The organism is Scytonema sp. PRP1, assembly GCF_036697665.2.
Lineage (GTDB): Bacteria > Cyanobacteriota > Cyanobacteriia > Cyanobacteriales > Nostocaceae > Kalymmatonema > Kalymmatonema gypsitolerans.
This window is the reverse complement of record NZ_JBAHYJ020000084.1, coordinates 259,196-277,414: the sequence shown is the minus strand read 5'-3', so window position 1 is coordinate 277,414 and position 18,219 is coordinate 259,196. Positions and strand designations below refer to the sequence as shown.

Here is an 18,219-nt window from a genome sequence, read left to right as displayed (position 1 = left end):
ACAGAGATAAGGCAATATCTCACCAATCGATAAAATAAGTAAATTTACTTTGTATTTTTGACCGAGTATTGTTAACATTTAGACGTGACCTATGATTGAAATACCAAGGCACAAAGACAAAGATTGTTCTTTTCCTGAGTCTTGAAAAAATAATCTTTTCTCACCAAAAAGAGAAAAATCAGATGAGAAACAACTGAGAAACAACCTACTGACACAAAATTGTCAGCAATAACTGACGTGTTTGTGTAATTCTCATGTTTCCTCATTGAGTCAACCATGGTATTTATAAGAGGGTTGTCTCACTTACCGATATGTCATGTGGAGCTAAGGTGAAATGGAGGCTACTGCCAATATGTTTCAGATGCCTGAAAATTTCATCAAAGAGGTAGCAACCAGCTATGGTGTTACCAAAACAGAGCTAGATGCTTTGTTGCTGGCAATAAACGATTGTCCAGGTGCTGAGATAGCTGTCAAGCTGAATATTTCTCAACCAGCAGTCAGAAAAAGATTAGGAGAAGCTACCGCAAGTTTGGCATAGAAGGCAGTGGTATAGAAAACTCACTAACCTCAGCAGACGTATTAACCCAGTACCAAATAAGTAAAGCTATTAGCAGGACACCACGTGAGGATTGGGGAGAAGCCGTAGACGTAGATGGTTTTGGGGACGAGAAGAGGAAATTGTTAAGTTAGAGCAGTGGATTCTAGGAGATAGTTCTCAGCGCTGTCGGTTGGTTGCAATATTAGGCATAGGAGGGATTGGTAAAACAGTCCTAGCAGCACGAATTGCCAAAAAAGTACAGAAAGATTTTGATTACCTGATTTGGCGATCGCTTCACAACGCTCCACTTTTAGGAGATCTTCTCACACAGCTACTACAGTTTTTACCTAAAGAAGCTGAACCTGATTTGCCAGATAACGATAACAGCAAAATCCTACGGCTGATTGAGGTTTTGCGGAAACACCGTTGTTTGGTGATTTTAGATAAAGTAGAAGCAGTGCTGCGTAGTGGTAAAGGTAGAGCTTACGAAAGGGCGGGAGAGTACCAAGAAGGATATGAGAAATACGGCTATTTTTTTAAAAAGGTTGCAGAAGCAGGACATGAGAGCTGCTTACTACTAACAAGCCGAGAAAAGCCTAAGCAAGTCGCCCTACTGGAGGGAAAAAACCTCCCTGTGAAAGTGTTGCATCTTGGAGGACTGAACCTAGAAGATGCTAGGGCAATGCTGCAAGATAAGGGGTTTTCTTGTCCAGATGAGCAGTTAAGCAAACTCGTGGAACGATATTCAGGCAACCCCTTAGCGTTAAAGATAGTTGCCACCACAGTTTATAATTTATTTAGCAATAATATTACGGAATTTTTAAACCAAATTCAACAAGAAACAGCAGTTTATGGGGATATTCGCGCTCTTTTAGACCACCAATTTAATCGCCTATCAGATTTGGAAAAACGGCTGATGTACTGGTTGGCAATTCATCGCGAATATGTTTCCCTAACAGAACTTAAAGACGACTTAATAACAACAGAACCAACAATTAGTGTGTTAGAAGCTGTAGAATCTTTGTTGCGGCGATGTCTCATAGAGACCGCTCCGCGAACGCTCATTGAAAAAGAAGCAGGTTCAGGTAGGTTTCGCTCCTCATCTGTTGTCATGGAGTACGTCACAGAGCAATTGATTGAAAAGGCTTATCAAGAAATCCGCCAAGGAAACTGTTTAGGAGTTGTTGACAATTATCCACTCATGAAGGCGCGATCGCTTGATTACATCCGCCAAACACAAGAGCGATTAATTCTGGAACCAGTCAAAAAGAAGTTACTCAGTACTTTTGGCAAAGAACTAGAACCTAAGTTACGTCGGATGCTCGCTAACTTACAACAGCAATCTCCTCTACAAAAAGGATACGCTGCTGGAAACCTAATTAATCTCCTGCGTCAACTTCAGATTGAGCAATCACAAATTGATTTGAGCGGGCGTGATTTTTCTAATTTGAGTATCTGTCAAGCATATCTCAAAGATGTCAATTTACAAGATACTAGCTTTACGAATGCTGACCTGACAGGTTCGGTATTTACGGAAACACTATCCAGTCTGGTATCAGTCAGATTTAGCCCTAATGGAGAGTATTTTGCCACAGGTGCAATCAACGGCGAAATGCACCTCTGGCGGACTTGTGATACCAAACAACTTCGCATTTACAAAGGACATACTGCTTGGGTTTGGGGAATTGCATTCAGCCCAGATACTCAACTCCTGGCAAGTGGCAGTGCAGATTATACTGTTAAACTTTGGAATGTACACACAGGAACGTGTCTTTACACATTTAAAGAACATACCAATAAAGTTTACTCTGTTGCCTTTAATCCTCAAGGGACTATCTTAGTCAGCGCTGGTGAAGACCAAACGATTAAAGTGTGGGATATTAAAACCGGGAATTGCTTGAGAACTCTTGAAGGTCATACAGATTGGGTTTGGTCTGTGACTTTCTGTCCCGTTGACAATAACATCCTTGCGAGTGGTAGCGCTGATGGTACAATCAAGCTTTGGGACGTAAACACAGGTGAATGCCTAAAAACCTTAAAAGGGCATAGTAGCAAAGTTTACTCTGTAAGTTTTAGTCCCAATGGGCAAATACTAGCAAGTAGCAGCAAAGACCAAACCGTTAAACTTTGGGATGTTTCCACAGGAAAATGTCGGAAATCCTGGAATGGACACAGCAAAACAATTTACTCTGTACGTTTTAGTCCAGATGGGAAAATCATTGCTAGCTGTAGCGAAGACCAGACAATCAAGTTATGGAATATTGATACAAGTAAATGTCTGAGAACTTTACGAGGGCATACTAGTCAAGTGTGGGCGATCGCTTTCACTTCCAGTCCGGATGGACGTATACTCATTAGCAGCAGCGATGACCAAACAGCAAGGCTTTGGGATGTAGAGACAGGCAATTGTCTCAATGTGTTGCAAGGCTACACCCGTGGTGTCTATTCAGTCGCATTTCGTCCCGACAGCCAGGTTTTGGCGAGTGGTCTTGATGACTATACCATCAGAGTCTGGAATTTGGGTACGAATGAATGTCACTTAATAGGCAAACATCAAGGGCGCATTCGTTCTATTGCCTTTAGTCCAGATGGGCAAACCCTTGCTAGCGGTGCTGGAGATTATACCATAAAACTGTGGGATGTTAAAGATGTCAGTCACAGCAAATACTTGAGAACCCTCACAGGACACACCAATTGGGTGTGGACAGTCGTTTTCAGCCCAGATGGACAAACCCTAGCCAGCAGCAGCGAAGACCAAACTGTACGAATATGGGATACTCGTACAGGTGAATGTCTTAAAATATTGGAAGGACACACTCACTGGGGGGTGTGGACAGTAGCTTTCAGTCCAAATGGTAGTCTCCTTGCTAGTGGAAGTGCTGATAATACAGTTAAGCTTTGGGATGTCAGTACAGGAGAATGTATTGCAACTTTAGCAGACCACAAAAGCTTAGTTTGGTCAGTCGCATTTAGTCCTAATGGAGAATTTCTGGTAAGTGGGAGTGAAGACCAAACTGTTAAGCTGTGGAATGTGAGTACAGGTAAATGTTTAAAGACTTTAGAGGGACACACTCAACAAGTTTACTCAGTAGCTTTTAGTCCAGATGGACAAAGCCTTGCCAGTGGTAGTGGCGATAGAACAATCAAGCTGTGGCAAGTTAGCACAGGTATCTGTTTAGACACGCTTACCCGTGGACATACAGCAGCGATTCGTTCAGTAGCGTTTAGTTCTAATGGTCAGTTACTTGCAAGTGGTAGTGAAGATGAAAATATTCAGTTGTGGGATCTACATAAGTGTAGCCGACTGCGGCAACTGAAATCTGACCGACTTTATGAGCGTATGGAAATTACGGGGATTACAGGTTTGACAGATGCAGAGAAATCCTCTTTGAAAGCTTTGGGTGCGATCGAAACAGTAGATAATTAGAACTATATATCCTGGGTTCGTTTTACCATAACTCCATTGTCGATGAAAAAAACTCGTCGAAAAATCCTAAAACCTCGGATGATTAATAACTGCGACGGCGGGTTCAACGTCGTGCGTATAGGTGCATCCAACTACCGTTGGCGTGACCCATATCATTTGCTACTCACTCTTTGCTGGTATAAAACTCTAGCACTTATCAGTTTAGGGTATGTACTCGCTAACGCCTTTTTTGCCTTGGCGTATCTTGCTGGAGGAGATGGTATTGAAAATGCGCGTCCGGGTAATTTCTTCGACGCCTTTTTTTTCAGTGTCCAGACTATGGCATCTATCGGTTATGGGGCAATGTATCCCAAAACAACCTATGCCAATATCTTAGTTACCATTGAAGCGCTCTTGGGGCTGATAGGATTGGCGATGGCAACCGGGCTTATGTTTGCCCGGTTTTCTCTTCCCAAAGCACGAGTCATGTTTAGCCGTGTAGCTGTCCTGACTCCTTATAACGGTATACCAACTTTGATGTTCCGGGTTGCCAACGAACGCCAAAACTGGATTTTAGAAGCACAAGTCAGGGTGAGTTTGGTACGTAGCGAAATTACGAAAGAAGGTGATATGCTACGTCGATTTTACGATATGTCCCTGGTTCGCAGTCAGTCACCACTTTTTGCTTTGACTTGGACTGTCATGCACCCAATCGACGAAAGTAGTCCTTTGTATGGAGTCACACCAGAAGCGATGCTTGAAGATGATATGGAAGTCGTAGTTACCCTGACTGGGCTTGATGAAACGGTAACTCAGACTATCCATGCGCGTCACTCGTATGTCGGTGAGGAAATTCTTTGGAATATGCGGTTTGTCGATATTTTGTCCAAGACACGCGATGGCAGACGCAGTATTAATTACACCCGCTTTCATGATGTCATGCCGATTGGGGATTAAGCTGCATTTAGTTGCTGAGTTAACCAATTGCGGAAACTGGAATGATACTGGGCAATCGCCGTAAGTCCTGCGGAGGCTTGTGTCAAGCGCGTAAGCTCCCACCGGGTGAAGGCACGCTACGCGTTCCGGAGGAAAGCTGGGCATTTCGTGCCATCGCCCCTGACGGGCAAAGCCAATCGCCATCACCTCTCCCTCCTTTTTTTCTCTTTCTCTGCGTCAAGAGCGTCCTCTGCGGTGAGTTTAAACTTCTTCGGGAGGCGCAAGGCATACCTACGCAGAGCTTGGGAACGAGAAAAATACAGAAATCATACTGAAAGCAGAAGGCTACCTGACTGCATCTATTTTCACAGGCAGATGTTGCTTTATCGTTAACCTTTTAAGTTTATTTAGTAAGAACGTAAATAGGAGAAAATACTGTATGGGTTGGTTAAAAAGACTTTTTGGAATGGAAAAGCCCCAAAACGCAGAAGTCAATCCTGCTCCACAAGCAGTACAGCAAGCGCAGCAAGCTGCTTCTCCTGCTGCAACTCAACAAATTGCCCCAGAACGTGTGGGATTGAATGGAGAGTATGACCAAAGTGGTTTGGCTAAGCGAGTTGCGCTCGCATTTGACCAAGACCCACAATTAGATGATGTCAACACTCTCTGGGTTGCTCAGACAAGTGGAACTGTTGTGTTAAAAGGCAAAGTACCCAGCCAAGATATTCTCAATAAGATGGTTTCTGTAGCGCGTTCAGTGAATGGTGCAACTTCTGTTGATACTAGCCAAGTTACGATTGGTTAGGGAATTTAGCCTATGGGGAGGGCATTGCCCACCCCACAGTCGCAATTCATAAGGTACGGCATTCAAAATAAAATAATCCAGTGCGTAACAGTTTTCTACTGCTTCGACATTTCAGGAGTTATAAACTCTTTGGTTTCACCAAAATGTTTATGAATCCAATCTAAAATGACCTGATTTACCAGTTCTGGGCGCTCATCATGGGGACAATGTCCGACATCTTCCATACTATGCAGTTGCAAATTCTCGTTGTACTGAGCAAATTGACGAGCAAGTACTGGAGGAACAAACTTGTCCTTTTGCCCCCATATCAAAAGCATGGGCATTGTCAAGGTTGGTAATACTGTCTTAACACTTGGACCAAAGCTCGCACCCATTGTGGCTCTGAAAAGGGCGCTAAAAGCGCGGGCAGAACCACGATCTTGGGTAGGACCAGCTAAAATTTCCACCAACTCATCAGTCACAGCCTCTGGATTGGCGTAGGCAATACCAGCCCATCGACGTAATATCCCTGGTCGCCGCACAACGCTAAAGACACCTTTGAGAATAAATCCAGAAGCAACAACAGATTTAATTCCTGCCACAACAGGTCGGAGCCACGGAGGGAGAGCTTCTTGCTCCAACGATGGGTCAGGCAAACTCATCATCACCACACCCTGCACCATATCGGGATGAGTAGCAGCGGCTGCCATAGCAATCAATGAACCGATAGAATTGCCTACCAATACCACAGGTTGACGAATGAATACTTTCCAAAAATCGTAGACCTGCTCCACCCAAAGCTCTACACTATAATTTGCTGTGGCTTTTTCAGAAGCTCCAAAACCCAACATATCAAGAGCGTAAACGGTGTAGTGTTCGCCCAGCACCTCTAAGTTGTGTCGCCAATGACCAATGGATGCACCAAACCCATGTAGCAAGATGAGGGGAGTCGTTTTTTGGTTATTTTGAGCAGGGCGAATGTACGTGTAGCGAGTTTGCCAACCTCGCCAAACCCAGTCCCTTTGATTGCCAACCCGTTGCTGCCAATGCACTGCGCTATCCACCCTTTCCTCCAATTTATCGTATAGAAGGACTTTTCATTCCACTTTCTGAGTTAATCCCAACTCCTTGCAGCCAAATTTGTGCAAAGTTGTTATTCTAGTTTGCTTATAGAAGATAGTCTCTAAATATATTCTAGGGTAAGTACATTTCCATGTTTTTCTTTTAAGAGTTATTACTGATATTTTATAAACTATAAAGTAGCTCACACTACATTCTTGAGAAATTAAGTATGTATGATCTAAACTGCATAATTCAGAGAATATACTGGAATAGCAAAACATAAATCAGTTGACAAAAAACAGTGACAATGGTTAAAGATTGCTACTATTATGTAATTTAGATTAACGAGTGGACAGAAATCGTTTCAAAGTGAGTAGAATAGCAGATACAACGACGACGATAAAACTGCTCTATGGATTAGCTACCATATAACTATAGGTTCCTTTTCGAGTCCTCAGTTATTTTCGTCTTTTGCTTCTGAGGCATACCACAAACAACTAAGCCAATTTCTTAACGAAAAGCTCCCACAAATCATCCCACGAATCATAATGTCTCTGATTGAAAAAAAAAGAACTCGCGATCTGCCCCAAATTAACGAACGAATTCGCTTCCCGAAAATTCGGGTGATTGATACCGATGGTTCCCAGTTGGGAATTCTGACCCCACAAGAAGCAATACAACTAGCAGAGGAAAAAGAGCTAGACTTAGTGCTGCTGAGTGACAAGGCTGAGCCACCGGTTTGTCGGATTATGGACTATGGGAAATACAAGTTTGAGCAAGAAAAGAAGGCACGGAAGCTCGGAAGAAGCAGCACACTGCTGATGTTAAAGAAGTGAAGATGCGTTACAAAATTGAAGAACACGACTATAACGTACGAGTCAAGCAAGCAGAGCGTTTTCTTAAAGATGGCGATAAAGTTAAAGCAACAGTGATGTTCCGGGGTCGAGAAATCCAACACAGCGATATGGCAGAAGTATTGCTCAAGCGAATGGCGACTGATCTGGAAACAGTTGGCGAAGTGCAGCAAGCGCCCAAAAAAGAAGGGCGAAACATGATGATGCTCATCTCACCGAAAAAGTAATCAACTAAGCAGGTAAGGCAGAGAGGAGAAGGGGACAAGCAGATAAGGAAGACAAGGAAGAATTTGCTTTGTTATCTCCCCCTCCTCCTCCTCTTCAAACCTGCCCTTCCTACTGAAAATAAGCTAATTTCATGAGTCCTGAGTGCTGCGTGAGAAAGATAATACTCACAGACTCAGGACTATAGCAATCCTCCGCACATTTATGAAAATTGACTACCCTTCAGATCCCCGACTTCTTAAAGAAGTCGGGGATCTTGTTTTTCACGAATCATTTGGGGCTAATAATTTAGCTGCTACTTCAACGGGATAAAACCTACTCGTTGGACAACCTGTTGCCCACGAGCAGATATAGTAAAATTAATAAATTGCTTTGCCGCTGGACTCGTTTTACGCGGCACGACTAAATAAACGACTCGACTAATGGGATAAGTCCCATTTTCGATAGCAGTTCTATCAGTGGGAGAAATGCCGTTAATCGGGATAAAGCGGACAGTTTTTTGATTTTCTATCTGAGAAACTGTGCTGTAACTGATGCCGTTATCACCTAACGCACGTAATATCGAAGTGGTTTCATCTTTCTTGACTGTGGTGAAATTTGCACTATCAGGTGCAAAAGGCTCCTCTAAAAGCACCACTTCCTGAAAGAATGTATATGTACCACTGTCTGGAGAGCGGTTAATCACTTTGATTGGCAGGTTGGGACCTCCTACCTGTGACCAGTTGGTGATTTTCCCCTGAAAAATTCCCTTCAACTGTTCTATTGTCAATTCCCCTTTGTACGGATTGTTGATGCCCACTGCTACAGCCAAAGCATCTCTTGCTATTGGGACTTGCACCAATCCAGCTTGTGCTTCATCAGGCTTGAGGGGACGTGAACTGGCTGCCATCAACACTTTGCCGTCTCTCAAGTTTTGAATTCCTTTATTGGTGCCATTGGGACTCCCATTTGGTAAGCCATAAGTTGTAGGTAAGGAAGGGTTCACCGGATTAAAGGCAATTTGAAGCTGCTTCATCAAAGCCACTATCGTGACGCTACCATCAATTGTCAGCACGTTTGGATTGGGCAGACGGGTATCCAAGCTTGATGTGTCAAAAGCTTGACCTGCGCTGGATTGGGATGCAGAAGGTTGAGTCTGTTGTTTGAAACCGAAAGGCAAGCTATTACGGAAGTACCAGACACCAAACCCTAGAAGCCCAAGAGTAATGAGCAGAGATAGCACCAAGGTGAGAGTTTCTTGATTGTTGCTTCTTTTAGCCATGTGGGATGTTAGTTATTGGGACTTTGCAATTTAGGCGATCGCCGTAAGGCGTGGCACCTGTGCAATCGCAAACACTGTCAGCCGCCCAACCTGATCAGTTTGGTCGTCACCGTAAAACAAGTATTCCCTAGAACACTGCCGTGAGTACTTCAGTTTACAAAGAAGAGCAGCTTTAGATTGCTTGAAACATTGCTCAGAATAGTTCCTGTGGCAACGCCAAAAATATTACCCACAGAGAAATCAATTGCTTCTATACTATCGCGAGTTCACCCAAAATGCCTAAATTGAGAAGCGCTATATTTGCGACAATCATTTCTTTGTGAAGTTTTGCAATGTCAATTTTTGGAAGAGACAGTGTTTTGTCATTACCTTTTTTCTTAGTCCGCAGGACTTACGGCAATTGCCCAAAGGGCACAGGCATTGCCAATCGCACAGGTGCCAACGCCCGCGCTCCGCGCGATCGCTTAACATTACTTACACTAATTAGCACGATAGCGATGCTCATGCACACAGCCACAGTCATGCGATGGTGCGGAGGAATCACCAAAGGGTACCGCTATGGTGGGGGACTTATAGCCCCTCAAACTCCCCATCAGTTAAACTCTGTACAATAACTTGTTAAGCTGCTCACGCTACGGGTTGTGGCAGTAGTTTAACAGTGAACAGTGAACAGTAAACAGTTATCAGTTAAATACGAGTGATCGCGCGTCCCCCACCAAGAGCACCTTTATGCGTTGGTGGCGGTGAGCGCATCCCCCACCATACGCCGTCAGGACTCAGGACTCAGGACTGATAACTGTTTTAAAGGTTGTCTGGTCGAGAATTCGCTAAACTGGGCAGATGGAAATATGTCAGAAGTAAAGAAATAATGTCGCTCATTACCAAAGTCGATGAATTATTCATCCAGTGGGATAAACCTGATTCCCCTGGATGTGCTATTGCTGTTATTCAGAATGGGGAGATAATTTACCAGCGCGGTTATGGTATGGCTAACTTGGAATATAACATTCCTATTTCCCTTAATTCTGTCTTTGATATCGCTTCTAACTCCAAGCAATTTACAGCAATATGTATCGTTTTACTAGCTAGACAAAAGTTTCTTAACTTAGATGATGAATTGCAAAAATATATTCCAGAAATTCCTCAATATAGTCAGTCCATTACTATTCGTCATTTGATCGCTCACACCAGCGGTTTACGCGACTATTTGATTCTGATGTTCTTTGCTGGAATGAAATTTGAAAATAAGTATTTAAATGAAGAAAATCTTGCTTTAATTGCTCGACAAAAAGGCTTAAATTTCGAGCCTGGAACCGAGCAATTATATTGCAATTCTGGCTACATTTTACTAGCAGAAATTGTGAGACGTGTCTCTGGTAAATCTTTACGGGTATTCGCTCAAGAGAATATTTTTGCCCCGTTAGGGATGAAAAATACCCATTTTCACGATAACTTCAAGGAAATTGTGAAAAATAGAGCCAATGGATACGCTCCAAAAGATGGAGGTGGTTTCCAGATCGATATGTCTTTTCACGATTTCTGTGGAGACGGACAGCTTTACACAACGATTGAAGATTTACTACTTTGGGAGCGAAACTTCTACCACAATATCTTAGGTGGCTACGGACAAGATTTTATTGAAGAGATAACTACTCCATGCAAACTCAATAATGGTGAAGTTATATCAGGTTCATTTGGGTTGCAGATTGGCAATCACGGCGGCTTGAAAACAATTAGGCATGGAGGCTCTTGGACGGGTTATCGGAGTGACTTTATTCGATTTCCCGATCGCCAATTTTCTGTTATCTGTCTGGCTAATCTAAGTACGATTAACCCAACTAAATTAGCTTTTCAAATTGCTGATATATATTTAGAGAATGATTATATTGAAAATATTGTTAAACCTATTTCGCGTTCTATTAGCTCTATTAATTTACCCGTAGTGGATCTACAGCTAAAAACTGGATTTTATTATAACCACACGACTGGAAGCATATGGGAGTTAGAGATAAAAGATGAAAAATTAATGGCTAAACTAGCATGGATGTATTTTCAACTTGTTCCAATTGACACCAACCATTTTCAATCTGTCGATAATGAGATTGACTATGACATTGAGTTTTCTGAAGATCTTACTCGAATGATAGTCAAAGTAGATATCGGCAATGGTATTAAGACCAACACTCTTGAAAAAATGCTAGATTCTCCAAAAGATCTATTGACAGATTATCTTGGTACTTATTATTCCGCTGAATTAGAGTCTGACTTTAAAATAACTTTAGCAAATAATAAATTATATTTTAAGAGCAAAGGCTATCCACCATCTCATCTCAGAGTTGTTGGGCTAGACCTCTTTCTTATATATCTTATATATGCAGATAAGTTTGAATTTGTGCGAGATCGAGAAGGTCGAGTTGTCGGTTTATATCGTTGTAGTGACAGGGTACGAAGACTCTATTTTAGCAAACAATAAATAATCAAGAACAGTAACGAGCCTACTGGAGGAATTTATACAGTTGTGTGGTTCACCCTCGACAATATCACTGCGATATTGATAAATAGAAGTAATGGTTATATTTAATATCAAATTAACGAATTTTTTGTAGGAATATAAAATTACAAATATATCCAAAAATTTTTTAGGTAAGCAACCTTGAGCAAATGTGGAATGAAACAGCCCTGTGATTATGGAGGGGTTTTGATTTTGCGGCGGCGGTTTTCCAAAATCACCCTCGAATCTCATCAAAATCCACTAACCCACGCCGAATCACTTTTGAAACCTTCATTCTCAATAAATACCCTTGTTTTTGGCTCCAAACCTTTATCACACAAGTATCATGGTTTTTTTATAACTTATTAAAATAAATTTTTAAGAAATTATGTTCCAAAATGTTCCAAAATCGGCTGATTTGGATTTTTTGGCACAGTTTGAAATCGCTGTAACCCGCATGGTTGAAAAATTTTTTGAACACTGGACGCAAAAATCTCTTACTCTGGGGGTTAGGAAAAAAACAAAAACGTACTCAACTGCTAATGATACGAGTGAGAATGAGGCTATGGGGTTACTGGCGGCGGCTGTGGGGTTGCTGGCGCGTCCTGGAGGTGTGGCGGGTGAGAATGCATAAACCACTTGACCCATCCCTTAGGAGCCGCAGTCATGCGATGCTCTCAAAGGGCGATTGCAAGGGAAAGCACTGCCGGAGGCGATCGCCTGGAGATAAATTTTCCAGAATACTGTCACGCTTCCAAGCGATGGCAGTATCTAGATTTTAAGTAAATTTAAATACCCGACACTGTTCTAAAAACCCTTGTGGAATTTCTGGACTCTCTCCCCAGTGTTGATGAATATAAGAAGCGTGTAGAGACGGAAGCAAATTCCATCCCTCATATCCTGTGGATTCCTCGCAATCGTAGCGATAAGTTTGAAACAAAGGTGTACTAGGATTTGAGATTAAACGGGAACGATGAAACTCATGCCCGTAAACCGTTGCACCTGCGCGTACTACCAGACTATCTTGTAAAGCAACTGCTCGACGATACCCCAAGGTAAGACGCCCACCCATCTCGGCTATTGACGGCAACACGCCCACCATTGACCAAGATTTCCCCTCAAAATCGACTATTTGCTCGCATAGATACATTAATCCTCCACATTCAGCAATGGTGGGCATTCCAGAGAGGATTGCTGTTTTCACTGTATAGCGAGCATTGGTGTTTTCGGCTAGTTGCTGGGCAAAGACTTCTGGGAAACCACCGCCAAAATACATTCCTTGCACGTCCTCTGGTAGTCCAGCATCTTCCAAAGGACTCCAGAAAACGAGTTCTGCACCCAATTGTTGCAGCAAATCAAGATTGTCTTGGTAGTAAAAATTGAAAGCGCGATCGCGGGCTACGGCTATCCTGATGTGGGATTTTGGATTTGGGATTTTGGATTCAATAAGCGATTCGGGACTAGCGATTAGGGATGAAGCAGATTCTTTCCTCTGTTCCCAGTCCCCAGTCCCTAGTCCCCAGCCCCTAGTCCGCAACAGTGGTAATAAACGTTCCCAGTCAAAGCAAGTGTCGCCCAAATGGGCAAGTCGGTCAATCACAGCACGTAGTTGGGGGAGTTCTGCTGTAGGTACTAAACCCAAATGGCGATCAGGAATTGTGATGTTATCCTCACGTCGCAACACCCCAAGAATTGGTAATTGTAGGGGTTCCAGGGCATCCTTGAGAAGGGATAGGTGGCGATCGCTTCCCACTCGATTCAGTACCACCCCTGCAATTTTCACTCTGTTGTCAAACGAACAATAACCGTGTGCGATCGCAGCCACAGAACCAGACAACCGGCTGCAATCAAGCACCAGCACCACAGGCAAATCCAAAAGCCGTGCTACATGAGCCGTACTTGCGAAATCATTTGCCCCTCCTCGAATTTCGGGGAGGGGTTGGGGTGGGGTGACAAAATCATTTGCCCCTCCCCTTGATAAGGGCAGGGGTTGGGGTGGGGTGACTCCATCAAATAGCCCCATCACCCCTTCTACTAACGCATATTCACTTATGTCAGCATGCTTCGCAAAACATTGCTTTACATAAGCTTCCGATGTCAGTACGCAGTCTAAATTACGACAAGCCAGACCCGTAACGTGCTGATGAAACATCGGATCAATGTAGTCCGGACCAACCTTGAAAGATTGTACTTGTACACCTCGTTGACATAAAGACGCTAAAAGGGTGAGCGTGACAGTCGTCTTACCCACCCCACTGCGTTCTCCCGCAATAACTAAAGCCATAAATTTCTATTAAGGAGTTAAGAGTCAAAACTCCTAACTCCTTAATTTTACTTCTTAAGTTACTTCTTAAGCCCTAATTTGAGAATTTGGGTTGTGACACCAAGACTTTCTTCAAAAAGTGCCTCATGACCCCAGCGTTGCACCTGCTGACTCAGCAAAGCTTCTGCCTTTTGCTCAGAAAGTGAAGTTACCTGTTGAAACACACCACTAGACTGGGCACCACCTTGTGTTTCCATCCGCATACAACCACCAGTTTCCGAACAGATCAGAGTACCGCCGTTTGCCTGTGGATTTGTGGAACTTAGGCGCAGAGCAATCAAATCGCCAGGAACTTCACCCACATCACCGACTGGGACTCCTGCTAACTCGGCTTCTATTTGCCGTTGATCTTGGGCAGCAAAGTGAATTCGTGTAATCTCATAATCTCCGCTTTCTTTTTCATAAGAAACCGGATGCCATTGCAAGCGACTTGCCAGCCAACCCAAAAACAACAGCGCTTGTACGGGGCTGCCTTTTTCGTAATCAATATTGATTCTGTCTACTTCTGTAAGGGCAGCACGACGTTGAGGTGCGTCGTAAGCCTCAGCTGTTAACTCCTGCCATCCTGAAAGACGACGCCAGTTCAGGTCAGCTAGAGGTACACCAGATTCTACCAACTCTTGCAAGCTGAGCAAATCAGTTTCTGGCTTGTTAAAGTTGCAGGAATCTACAATAACGTTGTTGCATACTGCCGCTAATCGCTTGAATAAAGGGTTGTTGGGGTCTGGCGTTGCCTTCCACCAGAGAAACTTGGGCAAGCCACCAATCAACAATGCCGGAATCATGCCACCTATCCGTTCCAAAGCAGCAGCGGTTCCTGTCAGAGTAATGTACTCGCAGCAGACGAGTGTACTTGCGGACTGCTTTTGAATTGGGCAGTAGGCAGAGACTTGAGCCTTCACCCCTACGTCTTCGCCAGCTATGGGAGTCAGGGCAATAATGCGGCAGGGATTACGGCTGGCAATTTCATCAGCAATTCGGGGGCTGCTGGCATCTGGAACATAGGACGCACCACCAGAACCGTTATCCGCCGTAGCCCCATTGCCATGACGTTTGGTGAGTTCTTCGCGCAAGATGCCTAGGGTTTCATCTGTTGCTGTTCCAGTTTCTGTCAAACCATAGGTTTTCTGCACTTCTCGCAGTGCTGTTTTCATCTGCGGACCGAGAATGCCATCAATCGGACCTTTGTAAAATCCCAAAGTAGCCAATAGATACTGGGTTTCTTCGGGTTCGTAAACCACCAAACTAAATGTTGTGGCGCGAGTCGCTGCAGGAAGCGCACCGTCTTCACCGGCAATGCCGTAACTTTGCCAAATGCGGCTCAGTTCCGCTTCAATATCTGAGAGCGAAATATCTTTGGGAGCCTGAAGTGAAAAAATCGTAGGAGCTTGGGAAGTCATAGCTAATTTTGGATTTGGGATTGTTAGTTGTTAGTTATGAGTTATTATTTGTTAGTAGTTAGTTGTTAGTTGTTATACTAGCCACTAACTACTAACTACTAACTACAAATCTATAATCTGCGCCAGCGGCGACCATCCTGGTTAATCAACAATTCCGCTTCGGCTGGTTCCCAAGTACCAGCTTCATACCGGGGAACCGATGCCGGATCTGCGGGTGCATCCCAAACGGAAAGAGTTGGTGTGACAACCTGCCAAGCGGCTTCCACTTCGTCTCCCCGTGTAAATAATGTCTGATCGCCCATCATACAATCTAAAAACAGGCGGTCATAGGCATCGGAAGTTGCTTGGATACCAAAAGAACCATAAGTAAAGTCCATGTCAACGGAACGGGTACGGAATTCCCCTCCTGGCATCTTGACTTCAAAGCGTAGAGAAATTCCTTCATTCGGCTGAATCCGCATTGCCAAAATGTTACCAGCCATTTGTTGGGCAGCAGATGGAAACATCCGAGAAGGAACTTCGCGGAAGTGGATCGAAATCTCACTCACTTTTTTTGGCATCCGCTTACCAGTACGCAAGTAGAACGGAACTCCTTGCCAGCGCCAGTTGTCAACCAGAAACTTCACCGCCACATAAGTGGGTGTCGTGGAATTTGGATTAACTCCTGGTTCCTCATGATACCCTGGCACGGGTTTACCCTTCATCCACCCAGCACTATACTGACCCCGGACTGCAGAACGGTGCAAATTTTGGACATCAGCTAATCGAGTCGCCCGGAGTACCTTGACTTTTTCCGTACGGATGCTGTCGGCATCTAGGGCATTGGGAGGCTCGATCGCGGTGAATAAGAAAAGTTGCATGAGGTGGTTTTGCAACATATCTCGCAGTGCGCCGGAACTTTCATAATATCCAGCGCGGTCTTCAACTCCCACGGTTTCTGCTACAGTAATCTGAACGTGGTCAACAAATTGACGGTTCCACAGGGGTTCAAAAATCGCATTGGCAAAGCGAAACACCAGTAGATTCTGAACTGTTTCTTTTCCGAGATAGTGGTCTATCCGGTAGACTTGCTGTTCTTTGCAATATTTCTGCACAACTCGGTTCAGGCTTTGAGCAGAAGCCAAGTCCCGGCCAAAGGGTTTTTCAATCATTAAACGATGCTTGTACGCGTCTTCCAGCATCCCCTCTGAGCCAAGCTGCTTGATTGCTTCTGGAAAGAAATTCGGCGCAACAGACAGGTAGAACATTCGGTTTCCGCGTGTTCCCCTTTTCTCGTCTAACTCACTTAAGAAATTCTTTAGTTTCTGGTAACTTTCAGGCTTGTCGATATCACCAGAGCAGTAGAACAGACCTTGGGAGAAGTCTTGCCACAGTTCCTCCTGACCGACACCGCCATGAGCTTCTTCCATGCCCTTGCGCATCTGTTCGCGGAAGTATTCGTGGCTCCAGTCCCGACGTGCAACACCAACAATGGTGGTTTCTGGTGGAATGCGCCGTTCTTGTCGCAGTTTGTAAAGTGCTGGTACCAGTTTACGCCAAGTAAGGTCGCCGGAAGCACCAAAGATAACTATGATCAGGTTCGGGATTCGTTGCTGTTGCAGACCAACCCGCAGCGGATTTTCTAGCAGACTGACCATAACAATTTTGGATTTTTAGATGTGAGATTTGCGATGAGAGATTGGGATTTGGGAATTCTTGGTTGTCCAGAGCGTCATAGCTGTAGAGACGCGCCACGGCGCGTCTATACATTTAACCACTATCGACTAACGTTATTACACTGGCGACAACTGTCTAACTTTGGTTTCTAGAGAACCCATCAGCGATTCAAAGGGCTTGACAAACTTATCGATACCATCAACGAGCAATTCGTCCATCACTTTGTTGATATCGATGTTGATGTCTGGGTCTTTGAGGCTTTCAATCAGGTTGTAAGCTTCGTCCACAGCTGTGTCAACGCGGCTGGCGACATCGCAGTGGTCGGCACAAGCCTCAATTGTCGCAGGAGGCAGAGTGTTCACTGTCTCGGGACCAATCAACTCATCGACGTACATAACATCGCTATAGCTGGGTTCTTGGTGCTAGTGCTAGCCCACAGTAGGCGTTGCACGTTTGCACCTTTTGCGGACAATGCTTTCCATTGCTCAGTCTCAATAATCTTTTTGTATTCCTGATAAGCAATTTTGGCGTTGGCGATCGCCACTTTTCCTTTCAAAACTTTTAGCTTGGTTTCTTTTGTCATGTCATCAATGCCTTTTTTCAATTTCGCCTCAATCTGACCGTCAATATTACTATCAATCCGGCTGAGGAAGAAGCTGGCTACTGAAGAAATTTTGCTAATGTCCTGACCTTCTGCAACCCGTTTTTCTAAGCCGCGAATGTAAGCCCAAGCTGTGTTGATGTAGCTTTGAACCGAGAACAGCAACGTGACGTTGACGTTGATCCCTTCGGATATTACCTTCTCAACTGCTGGCAAACCCGCCTCGGTCCCAGGAATTTTAATCATCACGTTTTCTTCCGATCACCTTCGTAATAGCGCTTGGCTTCGTTGATTGTTGCTTCGGAATCATGGGCGATCGATGGTGGCACTTCAATGCTGACGTAGCCATCTAAGCCATTAGTTGCATCGTAGACAGGACGCAAGATATCACAGGCATTACGAATGTCTTCAAAAATTAGCGATTCATAAATTTTGTATGCGGTAATCCAGCCTTGATCCCCGCTTCAATATCGGCATCATAAATTGCGTTTCCGGCGATCGCCTTTTCAAAGATTGCTGGATTTGACGTAATCCCGCAAATTCCTTTGGTTTCAACGAGCTGCTTCAACTCGCCTGATTGAATCAAGTCACGGCTCAAGTTATCCATCCAGATACTTTGACCGTACTGCTTGATCTCAAGTAGATGATTGGTTGCCATACCTGTATTCGTTTAACTCCTGCT

General features: G+C 44.1%; 12 protein-coding genes and 2 pseudogenes. 8 read left to right on the top strand and 6 right to left on the bottom strand.

Translation table 11 applies throughout. The features are described 5' to 3' along the window. Window positions 1-334: 334 nt before the first annotated feature. The 4 genes from V5G28_RS20545 (at window position 335) to V5G28_RS20530 (ending at window position 5,685) form a co-directional block, all read left to right on the top strand. The gene (locus V5G28_RS20545; protein WP_336231273.1) at window positions 335-538 is read left to right on the top strand and encodes a hypothetical protein; all 204 of its coding nucleotides are present in this window, start codon (window positions 335-337) and stop codon (window positions 536-538) included. 91 nt (window positions 539-629) lie between these two features. After that, window positions 630-3,965, top strand: a complete 3,336-nt coding sequence (locus tag V5G28_RS20540) for an NB-ARC domain-containing protein (RefSeq protein ID WP_336231272.1) — start codon at window positions 630-632, stop codon at window positions 3,963-3,965. A 42-nt stretch (window positions 3,966-4,007) separates the two neighbouring features. Next, window positions 4,008-4,901, top strand: a complete 894-nt coding sequence (locus V5G28_RS20535; protein WP_332988012.1) for an ion channel — start codon at window positions 4,008-4,010, stop codon at window positions 4,899-4,901. Between the two features lie 418 nt (window positions 4,902-5,319). Further along, the gene (locus V5G28_RS20530; protein ID WP_096567358.1) at window positions 5,320-5,685 is read left to right on the top strand and encodes a BON domain-containing protein; all 366 of its coding nucleotides are present in this window, start codon (window positions 5,320-5,322) and stop codon (window positions 5,683-5,685) included. Between the two features lie 95 nt (window positions 5,686-5,780). Here V5G28_RS20530 and V5G28_RS20525 read toward each other — a convergent pair whose 3' ends face one another. Continuing rightward, on the bottom strand, window positions 5,781-6,728 hold the full coding sequence (locus V5G28_RS20525; protein ID WP_332988011.1) for an alpha/beta fold hydrolase: 948 nt from the start codon (window positions 6,726-6,728) through the stop codon (window positions 5,781-5,783). A gap of 546 nt (window positions 6,729-7,274) precedes the next feature. Here V5G28_RS20525 and infC point away from each other — a divergent pair. Then, window positions 7,275-7,807, top strand: a pseudogene (gene infC / locus V5G28_RS20520) (translation initiation factor IF-3). Between the two features lie 293 nt (window positions 7,808-8,100). On the opposite strand, the gene V5G28_RS20515 reads toward infC, so the two are convergent. Beyond that, window positions 8,101-9,066 carry a phosphate ABC transporter substrate-binding protein gene (locus V5G28_RS20515; protein WP_332988010.1) on the bottom strand — a complete coding sequence of 322 codons (966 nt, stop codon included), beginning with the start codon at window positions 9,064-9,066 and terminating at the stop codon, window positions 8,101-8,103. 359 nt (window positions 9,067-9,425) lie between these two features. On the opposite strand from V5G28_RS20515, the gene V5G28_RS20510 reads away from it, so the two are divergent. From V5G28_RS20510 to V5G28_RS20500, 3 genes are all read left to right on the top strand, one after another. Beyond that, a complete protein-coding gene (locus V5G28_RS20510; protein WP_332988009.1) occupies window positions 9,426-9,680 on the top strand; it encodes a hypothetical protein in 255 nt (84 codons plus the stop codon). 254 nt (window positions 9,681-9,934) lie between these two features. Then, on the top strand, window positions 9,935-11,539 hold the full coding sequence (locus V5G28_RS20505; protein ID WP_332988007.1) for a serine hydrolase domain-containing protein: 1,605 nt from the start codon (window positions 9,935-9,937) through the stop codon (window positions 11,537-11,539). Between the two features lie 406 nt (window positions 11,540-11,945). Next, window positions 11,946-12,191: a hypothetical protein gene (locus tag V5G28_RS20500; RefSeq protein WP_332988006.1), complete on the top strand. Its 246-nt coding sequence runs from the start codon at window positions 11,946-11,948 to the stop codon at window positions 12,189-12,191. A gap of 144 nt (window positions 12,192-12,335) precedes the next feature. Here V5G28_RS20500 and V5G28_RS20495 read toward each other — a convergent pair whose 3' ends face one another. The 4 genes and pseudogenes from V5G28_RS20495 to tal form a co-directional block, all read right to left on the bottom strand. After that, on the bottom strand, window positions 12,336-13,841 hold the full coding sequence (locus V5G28_RS20495; protein ID WP_332988005.1) for a cobyrinate a,c-diamide synthase: 1,506 nt from the start codon (window positions 13,839-13,841) through the stop codon (window positions 12,336-12,338). 59 nt (window positions 13,842-13,900) lie between these two features. After that, window positions 13,901-15,280, bottom strand: coding sequence for a glucose-6-phosphate dehydrogenase assembly protein OpcA (opcA, locus tag V5G28_RS20490; RefSeq protein ID WP_332988004.1), 1,380 nt, complete (start codon window positions 15,278-15,280; stop codon window positions 13,901-13,903). Between the two features lie 110 nt (window positions 15,281-15,390). Next, window positions 15,391-16,917 carry a glucose-6-phosphate dehydrogenase gene (gene zwf, locus V5G28_RS20485; protein ID WP_332988003.1) on the bottom strand — a complete coding sequence of 509 codons (1,527 nt, stop codon included), beginning with the start codon at window positions 16,915-16,917 and terminating at the stop codon, window positions 15,391-15,393. Window positions 16,918-17,052: 135 nt separating this feature from the next. Next, window positions 17,053-18,195: pseudogene (gene tal, locus V5G28_RS20480) on the bottom strand (transaldolase). Between the last annotated feature and the right edge of the window lie 24 nt (window positions 18,196-18,219).

Bases quoted from the DNA above. Each gene is read 5' to 3' on its own strand.
- V5G28_RS20545 (WP_336231273.1), top strand. From the start codon at position 335: ATGGAGGCTACTGCCAATATGTTTCAGATGCCTGAAAATTTCATCAAA.
- V5G28_RS20535 (WP_332988012.1), top strand. From the start codon at position 4,008: ATGAAAAAAACTCGTCGAAAAATCCTAAAACCTCGGATGATTAATAAC.
- V5G28_RS20530 (WP_096567358.1), top strand. From the start codon at position 5,320: ATGGGTTGGTTAAAAAGACTTTTTGGAATGGAAAAGCCCCAAAACGCA.
- V5G28_RS20515 (WP_332988010.1), bottom strand. From the start codon at position 9,066: ATGGCTAAAAGAAGCAACAATCAAGAAACTCTCACCTTGGTGCTATCT.
- V5G28_RS20505 (WP_332988007.1), top strand. From the start codon at position 9,935: ATGTCGCTCATTACCAAAGTCGATGAATTATTCATCCAGTGGGATAAA.
- V5G28_RS20500 (WP_332988006.1), top strand. From the start codon at position 11,946: ATGTTCCAAAATGTTCCAAAATCGGCTGATTTGGATTTTTTGGCACAG.
- V5G28_RS20495 (WP_332988005.1), bottom strand. From the start codon at position 13,841: ATGGCTTTAGTTATTGCGGGAGAACGCAGTGGGGTGGGTAAGACGACT.
- opcA (WP_332988004.1), bottom strand. From the start codon at position 15,280: ATGACTTCCCAAGCTCCTACGATTTTTTCACTTCAGGCTCCCAAAGAT.
- zwf (WP_332988003.1), bottom strand. From the start codon at position 16,917: ATGGTCAGTCTGCTAGAAAATCCGCTGCGGGTTGGTCTGCAACAGCAA.